This is a genomic window from Paenibacillus sp. J22FR83, from assembly GCF_059691955.1.
In genome coordinates this window covers 1-6,267 of record NZ_JCAUAM010000042.1, presented here as the reverse complement: position 1 = coordinate 6,267, position 6,267 = coordinate 1, and the positions used below count along the sequence as shown (strand labels likewise).

Below are 6,267 nucleotides of genomic sequence, written 5' to 3'. Positions count from 1 at the left end.
TGATGGCGGAAGGGATCCACGCGTTCCCATCTCGAACACGACCGTTAAGCCTTCCAGCGTCGATGGTACTTGAACCGCAGGGTTCTGGGAGAGTAGAACGTTGCCAAGCAGACCCACTTGTTGGGTATTTTTTTGTTAGTATGATTGGATTGTCTTTATGGAGGCTTAGTGAAGTGGCTAAACACGGCAGACTGTAAATCTGCTCTCTTCGAGTTCGGTGGTTCGAATCCATCAGCCTCCATATACCTATTTAGGGGCATAGTTTAAGGGTAGAACAAAGGTCTCCAAAACCTTTGGTGTGGGTTCAATTCCTGCTGCCCCTGCCAATAACAGCAATGGGGATTAGCCAAGCGGTAAGGCAACGGACTTTGACTCCGTCATGCCTAGGTTCAAATCCTAGATCCCCAGCCATTTTTTATGAGTCATTAGCTCAGTTGGTAGAGCACCTGACTTTTAATCAGGGTGTCGTAGGTTCGAATCCTACATGACTCACCACTTTACCCCAAAAAGTGAAGTGATAGCTTCGAAGGGAATTCCGAGTACTTTTCGGGGACCCCATCATTATTCATGCGCGTATGGCGGAATTGGCAGACGCACTAGACTTAGGATCTAGCGGGTGACCGTGGGGGTTCAAGTCCCTCTACGCGCATCAAATCCTCATTTGTATACATACACATGAGGTACTCTGCGGAAGTGGCTCAGCGGTAGAGCATCGCCTTGCCAAGGCGAGGGTCGCGGGTTCGATCCCCGTCTTCCGCTTTTTATCTTCGGGACGTAGCTCAGCTTGGTAGAGCACCTGCTTTGGGAGCAGGGGGTCGCATGTTCAAATCGTGTCGTCCCGATCAGAACCACAGTTCTTCATCTTAAGATGAGGGGCTGTGGTTTTTAGTTTTAGTTGACCTTGGCTTCCCCTTGGTTACTTAGTTACCTCGATGTAACTCATTTTCTAACCACGCATGTTGGAGTATACTGGAAATGGAGAAAACATAAGAATTTGAAGGAGGCTAAAGTAAGTGGGAACAAATTCAAAAATAGGCGGCGGAGGTTTTCACCACGTTGCACTCAGAGCGAATGATTTTGACGCGACAGTCAAGTTTTATACAGAAGGTTTAGGCTTTGTAGAGAAGAACAACTGGGGTGAAGGGGACAAGCGTGCTGTCCTGCTTGATTCCGGCGATGGGAATTATATGGAGGTATTCGCTGGAGGAACGGGCGAGCAAATACCAGAAGGATATTTCTTCCACGTAGCATTCCGTAGTAATGATGTGGATGGTGCCGTTCAAGCAGCCGTTGCTGCAGGAGCTATCGTAACGGTAGAGCCGAAAGACGTGATCTTAGGCGTGAATCCGCCAACACCTGTACGGATCGCTTTTGTCAAAGGATTAAACGGGGAAATCATTGAGTTTTTCCAAAGCACAGGGGAGAATCAACTATAATTTTTGGGGATGAGAGGGGAATGGGACGTGGCTGATACCTTTACTTTATCGCTCGGACATGTAGCACCTGATTTTTCATTACCAGCAACGGATGGACAAACATATGGGTTGAATGATTTCAGCGATGCGAAAACGCTCGTTATATTTTTCACTTGCAACCATTGCCCTTATGTAATTGGTTCTAATGAAGTAACACGCGAAACGGCCAATCGGTACAAAGATAAAGGTGTACAGTTCATTGGTATCAACGCCAATAGCGTGAACACCAAACCAGAAGATTCCTTTGATCATATGGTATCGCATATGGAGGAACATAAATATCCATGGACGTACCTGAGAGACGAAACCCAAGAAACAGCATTAGCCTATGGTGCACTAAGAACACCGCATTTCTATGTCTTTGATGCAAATCGTAGATTGGTCTACACGGGACGTGGCGTGGATAATCCGAAGGATGCGTCCAAAATCACAATAAATAATTTAGATATCGCATTAGAAGAACTGACCTCTGGTCAAGCGATTTCGTTACCGTTGACGAACCCACTGGGCTGCAATGTAAAATGGGACGGTAAGGATGCGCATTGGATGCCTGCGGACGCTTGCGACTTGGTATAGCACACTTCTGCTGAACGTACATACCCACATAATAGAAAGTAATGAGCCTCCATATTGTGGAGGTTCATTTTTTGAATTTTCATATTCATTACTAGCAATAAAGTTAATATATGGTAAAATAAGAGAGTTCACCAAATCTACTAATCATAAACCACTCATCTATTCATCATAGAATGATATGACAAGGGAGACCACTGATGTCCTTTACACAGCACTTAGTCCAGAAATACGAGCGCGAATGGCGCCAAACCCAACAGCATCCCTTTGTTCAAGAACTAGGCCTGGGAACTCTAGATCGCAATAAATTCAGGTTCTACATGATTCAAGACTACTTATACTTAATTGATTATGCTAAATTGTTCGCTTTAGGAGCTATCAAGGCGCCAGACCTCACAACGATGAGTGAATTCTCAGCGTCATTAAGTAACATTTTGCATGAAGAAATGGGAATTCATCGTTCATACGCCGCTCGCTTCGGAATCACGAAGGAAGAATTGGAGCAGGCAGAACCTTCACCAATTACACTCGCTTACTCGCACTACATGTTGCATGTAGCACAGAATGGCGGATTAGCGGAGTTGACGGCAGCGTTGCTCCCTTGTATGTGGAGTTATTGGGAGATCGGCTGTATGCTGAAAGAGTACCCAGGTGCAGTAGATCACCCTGATTATGGTGAATGGGTGAGAGGATATAGCTCAGAAGAGTTCGGTAAGCATGCACTGTGGTGCATACAATTAATGGATCGACTAGCTTTAGGGAAATCAGAAAGTGAATTAGCACGATTAGAAACGATTTTTTTGAATACGACTCGCTACGAAACGTTGTTTTGGGAAATGTCGTACCATCAACAGATGTGGATGTAAATTCCAACATAAGTGCCAATGAAACGCATTCATAAGCGCCAATCGAACGAATATACATATACGGAAATCATCAAAAGTTGGTTATCAACTGGGAGGTGTTTCGTATGATTTATTGGATTTTGGCTGTGATTGTCGTAGTCGTTGGTGTACTGGTCATCATGAGTGTAAGACGAAGTAAATCCACAGCTCCTGCTGAAGTGAAAACGCACAAGCCCTGCGCTTACTGCAACGAGGAAATTGCGATTGATGCACCGGTGTGTAAGTATTGTAGGGGGGTTGTAGTGAGTTAAGTCATACTAGGAATTCCAGCTTTAAAGGGGAAAAGAAAAGCAACGAGTCATTCGCTATTAGCGATTGCTCCTTGCTTTTTTTTGTATTGGTGCTAATCTTTCTTGTTTCGTCTGTTAGCTTCCTTAGCATCTAACGTCCCTAGGAAATCACTCGCCGTCCTGACAATATATTGAACTTCATCAAGCCCGCGTTCCATAAGCATGCTTTTGTGAATATCGATGATCAATTTCTTTTCATGGATGCCATCTACACCGTCAAGTTTTTGAAAATTAAACAACTCGCTCGGGTCTATGTCCAACGCATTCATTAGCGTTTCCAACGTGGTCAGTGAAATGTTCCTTTGGCCTCGTTCAATATCCGATATGTGCGATTTGCTCATACCCACTTTGCCTGTTTTTTCAGCAAGCTGGTCCTGCGTGTATCCCTTAAGTTTTCTAATCATACGTAATCGCTCACCAACGAGCCTTAGGAAATCGGACATCTCATTCACCTCAAGTTGAGGTTATTGAATTCGAACCCAAAAAGAGATACCTGTATATGGTGATTTAACGTATAAAGTCCTTCTTCAATGGTACTTCCGTAAACTAAACATATGAAAAAGTTGGCGCTCTGCCCCAAAAAAGTGTAACATCTAACACATATAGCCACAGAAGGAGCTTGAATCCGTTGAATATTGAATTACACAATGAGTTACCTACCGATTTTGAAGAGTTGAAAAAAGCAGCAAACCGCACATCCAATTGGAGGGAGCGCCTTTCTGCCGTTGAAGCATTAGGGGAACATGGCGATCAACAATCGGTTCATATTCTTAAGCGTCTCATGACCAATGATACCGTTTATGCGATCCAGGAGACGGCTTACCGTAAGCTCAAACTTCTAGGTGAAGATGTGCAACTGCCCCCTCGCAAAAAAGGCGATCTAATTAAAGGTGTAGGTAAAATTTTGCTTCGCATCAAGAAGAGCTTACCAGAAGGTCATACGTATGAGGCTTTCAAGGAAAAGCTGCAAAAAATGAGAAGCGATGTTTATGACACTTATGAAGGTGATAAAGGCTCTGATTTCGATCAATGGCTAGAGTCGACATGGTCCGGTTTATTAACCAATAAATAAGAGGCAACACGTATGGAGTGAGTTTATGGCTAAGGGCAAAGGTGGAACAGGTAGAGGTACTGACAGCAAAGGCTGGAACCGGTGGAAAGCAAGTGAGAACCGAGCGAAGAGTGCCCCGAAACCCTACAAGAGTAAAGGTCTGAAAGCCGCTGCAATCGCGGCGAAAGCTTCGGGTACATCAAATACTGCGGGTGCTGCGAGTAATAAAAGCACGAAAGCATAGCTAATCGCTACGCTACGAACAACGAACCATCTTCGGCATTTTTGCTGAGGGTGGTTTATTTGCTATTTGAGGTTGCTTTGCATCCATCACATGACCTGTGTAAGATAGATGTAGGATATTCTAGATGAGGTGAGAGTCATGGTATTTGGGGCGCGCGTGTGGAAAACAGGCATCGCTGTTGCATTAGCTTTATACATAAGTGCTTGGCTCGAATTTACGCCACCGGTCATTGCGGCTGTTGCAGCGATCTTTGCGATGCAGCCCTCGATTTATCGCTCATGGCGTTATTTCTTAGATCAGTTGCAAACGAACATTATCGGTGCGGCTTTCGCCCTGTTGGCGGGGATGTTTTTCTCGCAGAATGTGATTGCCATCGGCATTGTATGTATTATTGTTATTATTTTAAGTTTACGTTTGCGGATGGAAGAAACGATAGGGCTTACCTTAGTAACGGTTGTGGCTGTGATGGAGGCGTCAGGGGAGTGGCGATTTGCCGTTAATCGTCTGTTGCTTAGCTTGATCGGAATAGGGTGTGCCTTCGTGGTGAATGTTTTGTTCTTTCCGCCTAAGCCTAAGGAACAGTTCGCAGCGCAGATTGGTTCTATTTTTAGCAAAATGTCACTGCTCCTTCGCACGGTAATTTCGAATGAGATCAAGGAAACGGTGTTTCGTGAAGAGAAGGAAAGTCTTCGTAGTAGCCTTAAGTCCTTATCGGATAAATATCGCCTCATGGAAGAGGAAATCAAGAAGTTAAAGGGCGGCGGCTCCAAAAGAATCCGCGAACTTGTCGTCTACAAGCAGAAGCTGCTTGTTATGTCCAAAGGGCTTGAGGTATTGGAAGCTGTAGATGAGCATTACTTTCAGGCTTCGCCAAGTGCGGAAACGGATGTATGTTTCGATGATCATATGGAGAAATTGATTAAGTACCACGAGCATGTACTACTGAAGTACGATGACAAGTTGAAGGATACGGGCTCGGATAGTTTGGAAATCGAAGCGGAGAATGAACAGTTTATGATTGATCTCCTTGCACGCTACAGCGAGCAACCAGCTGGTATGCTAAGGCTCTCCGTAGTTGCAGCCGCTATGTATGACTATGGTCATCAGATTGCACGTTTGGATAAGCTTGTGGAGCATGATCATCGAGGGGAGACAGAAGAGAGGGAACCACTTGAAATTCTGCTCAGAAGTATTCGTTTAAAATAGTTTGGAGTTACATTTGCTTTACGAAATGGTTTGTGTTATATTATGTTTCTTGCTCCGGACAGGACAAGCATGAACAAGCACAAACCATGGAGTCTGCACGTGTTGAATATCTTCACGAACGGATGAAATAAAATAAAGCTTGCAAATGAATATTCAATATGGTATATTACTTCTCGCTGCTTCGGTAACACGGTAGCGAACGAAAGAAATTGATCTTTGAAAACTGAACAACAAGTGAGTAAGCACAGTCGAGCAATCGACTATAAATGAGATTAATAATCTCGCTAGCATCAAAATGAGCAAGTTAAGCTTGAATTTGGGCCCCGGAAAAGTAATCGGAATTCTCTTCGGAGGTTAGCGTCACTTTTTTGGGATATATAGGGATCTTTGATCGGAGATCAAAGTCTCTCGCCTATTATGGAGAGTTTGATCCTGGCTCAGGACGAACGCTGGCGGCGTGCCTAATACATGCAAGTCGAGCGGGTTTATCCTTCGGGGTAAGCTAGCGGCGGACGGGTGAGTA

General features: G+C 44.5%; 8 protein-coding genes, 7 tRNA genes and 2 rRNA genes. 16 read left to right on the top strand and 1 reads right to left on the bottom strand.

The window, feature by feature from the left end; all coding sequences use genetic code 11:
• The 12 genes from rrf to AC58PV_RS35285 all read left to right on the top strand — a co-directional run.
• Positions 1 to 109 (top strand): 5S ribosomal RNA (rrf, locus tag AC58PV_RS35340); the annotation flags it as partial.
• Between the two features lie 50 nt (positions 110 to 159).
• Positions 160 to 241, top strand: a tRNA-Tyr gene (locus AC58PV_RS35335).
• A gap of 11 nt (positions 242 to 252) precedes the next feature.
• Positions 253 to 326: transfer RNA gene (locus AC58PV_RS35330), tRNA-Trp, on the top strand.
• A 10-nt stretch (positions 327 to 336) separates the two neighbouring features.
• Positions 337 to 411 (top strand) — tRNA-Gln (locus AC58PV_RS35325).
• An 8-nt stretch (positions 412 to 419) separates the two neighbouring features.
• Positions 420 to 495 (top strand) — tRNA-Lys (locus tag AC58PV_RS35320).
• Positions 496 to 569: 74 nt separating this feature from the next.
• Positions 570 to 649, top strand: a tRNA-Leu gene (locus AC58PV_RS35315).
• A 38-nt stretch (positions 650 to 687) separates the two neighbouring features.
• Positions 688 to 759 (top strand) — tRNA-Gly (locus tag AC58PV_RS35310).
• Positions 760 to 768: 9 nt separating this feature from the next.
• Positions 769 to 842: transfer RNA gene (locus AC58PV_RS35305), tRNA-Pro, on the top strand.
• A 171-nt stretch (positions 843 to 1,013) separates the two neighbouring features.
• Complete coding sequence (locus tag AC58PV_RS35300; RefSeq protein WP_497437702.1) at positions 1,014 to 1,436, top strand: VOC family protein; 423 nt, start codon at positions 1,014 to 1,016, stop codon at positions 1,434 to 1,436.
• A 27-nt stretch (positions 1,437 to 1,463) separates the two neighbouring features.
• Positions 1,464 to 2,051 (top strand): thioredoxin family protein, encoded by a 588-nt coding sequence (locus AC58PV_RS35295; protein WP_497437701.1) that lies wholly within the window; start codon positions 1,464 to 1,466, stop codon positions 2,049 to 2,051.
• A 197-nt stretch (positions 2,052 to 2,248) separates the two neighbouring features.
• The gene (gene tenA / locus AC58PV_RS35290; protein ID WP_497437700.1) at positions 2,249 to 2,914 is read left to right on the top strand and encodes a thiaminase II; all 666 of its coding nucleotides are present in this window, start codon (positions 2,249 to 2,251) and stop codon (positions 2,912 to 2,914) included.
• Positions 2,915 to 3,018: 104 nt separating this feature from the next.
• Positions 3,019 to 3,204, top strand: coding sequence for a hypothetical protein (locus AC58PV_RS35285; RefSeq protein WP_497437699.1), 186 nt, complete (start codon positions 3,019 to 3,021; stop codon positions 3,202 to 3,204).
• A gap of 92 nt (positions 3,205 to 3,296) precedes the next feature.
• On the opposite strand, the gene AC58PV_RS35280 is transcribed toward AC58PV_RS35285, so the two are convergent.
• Entirely contained in the window at positions 3,297 to 3,686 is a 390-nt protein-coding gene (locus AC58PV_RS35280; protein ID WP_497437697.1) for a helix-turn-helix domain-containing protein, read from the bottom strand.
• A 185-nt stretch (positions 3,687 to 3,871) separates the two neighbouring features.
• Here AC58PV_RS35280 and AC58PV_RS35275 point away from each other — a divergent pair, with 185 nt between their 5' ends.
• The 4 genes from AC58PV_RS35275 to AC58PV_RS35260 form a co-directional block, all read left to right on the top strand.
• Positions 3,872 to 4,315: a HEAT repeat domain-containing protein gene (locus tag AC58PV_RS35275; RefSeq protein WP_436245473.1), complete on the top strand. Its 444-nt coding sequence runs from the start codon at positions 3,872 to 3,874 to the stop codon at positions 4,313 to 4,315.
• 25 nt (positions 4,316 to 4,340) lie between these two features.
• Positions 4,341 to 4,538 carry a DUF3934 family protein gene (locus AC58PV_RS35270; protein ID WP_497437696.1) on the top strand — a complete coding sequence of 66 codons (198 nt, stop codon included), beginning with the start codon at positions 4,341 to 4,343 and terminating at the stop codon, positions 4,536 to 4,538.
• A 138-nt stretch (positions 4,539 to 4,676) separates the two neighbouring features.
• Positions 4,677 to 5,744, top strand: coding sequence for an FUSC family protein (locus AC58PV_RS35265; RefSeq protein ID WP_497437695.1), 1,068 nt, complete (start codon positions 4,677 to 4,679; stop codon positions 5,742 to 5,744).
• Between the two features lie 414 nt (positions 5,745 to 6,158).
• Positions 6,159 to 6,267 (top strand): 16S ribosomal RNA (locus AC58PV_RS35260); the annotation flags it as partial.